Source organism: Halomonas sp. 3A7M (assembly GCF_014897875.1).
Taxonomy (GTDB): Bacteria; Pseudomonadota; Gammaproteobacteria; order Pseudomonadales; family Halomonadaceae; genus Vreelandella.
In genome coordinates this window covers 1-2,318 of record NZ_JABUZD010000116.1, presented here as the reverse complement: position 1 = coordinate 2,318, position 2,318 = coordinate 1, and the positions used below count along the sequence as shown (strand labels likewise).

Annotated in this window: 3 protein-coding genes; all 3 read right to left on the bottom strand. The window is 58.2% G+C overall.

Translation table 11 applies throughout. The annotated features are described in order from the left end of the window. Window positions 1-29: 29 nt before the first annotated feature. Entirely contained in the window at window positions 30-1,673 is a 1,644-nt protein-coding gene (tnpC, locus tag INT19_RS10885) for an IS66 family transposase (RefSeq protein ID WP_193060740.1), read from the bottom strand. A gap of 45 nt (window positions 1,674-1,718) precedes the next feature. Then, window positions 1,719-2,087: an IS66 family insertion sequence element accessory protein TnpB gene (gene tnpB, locus INT19_RS10880; protein ID WP_081136160.1), complete on the bottom strand. Its 369-nt coding sequence runs from the start codon at window positions 2,085-2,087 to the stop codon at window positions 1,719-1,721. Further along, on the bottom strand, window positions 2,087-2,318 hold a 232-nt coding region (tnpA, locus tag INT19_RS10875; RefSeq protein ID WP_193060739.1), incomplete at its 5' end, for an IS66 family insertion sequence element accessory protein TnpA. The genes tnpB and tnpA, both read right to left, overlap by 1 nt.

Genomic DNA, 2,318 nt, shown 5'->3' with positions numbered 1-2,318 from the left:
GTAAGCGCCGTTAAACCGACCCACTTGCCCTAACCGTATTGAGCCACTTTTTTTGAAGCAGGCAGCTCCGCATTCCAGGGCAAGAGTGTTTCGAGTTGTTCGAGGGTCACTGCATCGGCAATGTGCGTCAGCACATGATGGATGTAAGCCGACGGCTCCAGCCCGTTGGCTTTGGCCGTTTCGATCAGCGAGTAGCAGGTGGCGCTGGCGTTCGCGCCCTGCGAGGTATCTGCGAACAACCAGGCCTTTCGTCCCAGAGCGAACGGGCGGATGGCATTTTCGGCACCGGCATTACTGATCTTCAGGTCGCCGCGTTCGCAGTAGCCAACCAGGGTATCCCACTGGTTCAGGGTGTAGTCCATGGCCTTGCGGGTGAGCGAGCCTTTCAGCACCTTACTGGCGTTTTTCTCCAGCCAGGCCTTGAAGGCGTTCAGCAGCGGCAGGCTTTTTTCCTGGCGCACCCGATAGCGCTCGGCGTCACTCAGTTCGTTGGCGGCTTTCTCGACGGCGTACAGTTTACGGATATGGCTGAGGGCCACATCGGCTTTCGAGGGCTGGCCTTTTTTGCCCTTGGCCGGCGCGGCCCGGGAGGCGTCCACGAACTTGCGCCGGGCATGGTCCCAACAACCGATGCGGGTCAGGCCGTTTTCACGGCAGACTTGCCCATAGCCAGAGTAACCATCGGCTTGCAGGATGCCCTGGAAGTTATCGAGCAGGCGCACCGGCACCTGGCCGCCACGGGATGGGTCATAATCGAACAGTACCGAGGGTTTGCCGGGTGGCCCGCCTCGGGTCACCCACATCCACTTGTCCGATTGGGCTTTTTTGCCGTCCTCCTTGAGGACCTGGATACGGGTTTCATCGGCCTGCAGATAATCACTGCCGTTCTGGGTTTCCCGCATCAGGGTCATCAGCGGTTTGAACACGTCGTTCAGACGGATAATCCAGTGGGCCATGCTGGTGCGGCTCACCTCATGGCCCAGGCGCTTGAGCATTTGCTCTTGACGGTACAGTGGTAGGCCATCGGCGTACTTGGAGGTGATCAGGTAAGCCAGCAGTGACGGTGTGGCAATGCACTTGCCCAGCGGGTGTGTAGACCGGGCGGCAGCGATGACTCGCTCTTCGCCGTCCTGCTCGAACACGGCCTTTTCCTGCCAGTACTCCAGGACTTTCAGTTGGGCCGGGATATACTCCAGCTCTTCCTTCACTTTGGTGAAGAAGGTCTTGCTGGCGCCGACTTTTTCTTCGTTGCTGAGGGTCAGCTCAATACGCTCACGCAAGAGCGTGTCGGAGAAGCCGCGTTGACGGCGCTTGCGGGAGCGAGGCGGCGCATCGGCTTCTTCCACATCGTCAGGGAGTTCGTCGCGTAGTTCGTCAATCGCCACTTCCAGCTCGGCTTCATCGAACAACACGATCTGGTTGGGCTGTTTTTCACTGCTTGCGGCGAACTGCTGGATCTTCTTGTGGCGCAGGAGTTCTTCAAGGATCTTGATGTGGGCATCGCGGCTCTGAATGGCCTGATCACGTTGCTTTAACTGATCCTGATGGTTCTGGAGCGTTTCATCCTTCGCCGTCAGTTGTTCCTGCAAATCGCTGATAACCGACGCCATTTCAGCGGGTGAGAGACCGCTGAGATCGGGTGTTTGGGGCGTGTTATCAGACGTTTTTTTCATGGCGAAATTATAGCAAAAACAACGCCCTGACGCACTTAAAAAGTGCTACCCAACGCTCTCATAATGCAGGGTTTTATGGCCCTGGAGCAGGGTGATGTCGTAGCCGTCCAACAACCAGTTGATCTGCTCGCCGTTTAGCGGCATCAGCTCATCCGACGGGCCCGGCCATTTGAATTTTTCCTCGGCCAGGGACTTGTAGTAGAGCACAAAACCGTTGTCTTCCCACATCAGGCACTTGATCTTGTTGCGCTGCCGGTTGGTGAAAGCGTAAAGCGCGCCGGAGAACGGACTGTGCCCCAGCTCCTGCTCGACAATCAGCGCCAGGCCGTTGGCCTGCTTGCGGAAATCGATGGGCTGTCGATACAGGTAAATTTCCGGCAGGTCCCAGGAGGGGCGAAGATACCGGTGGCGCATTACAGTTGCCTCAGCACGGCACCGAGCAATTCCACATTGCCGGCGTGCAGGCCGGTGATCGAGACGCCGCCGGGCAAGGACACCGTTAACCCCTCTGACAACTCCGGGCCAGGCACTGCCGATACCTTGGCAAAGCCGGGCGACGACACGGGGTGTTCCGGAACCGACGCCTCCGGCTCGGTCAGCTTTTTGCGCCAGTAAACAAAGCGGCAATAGGTTAGCGACTGCTGT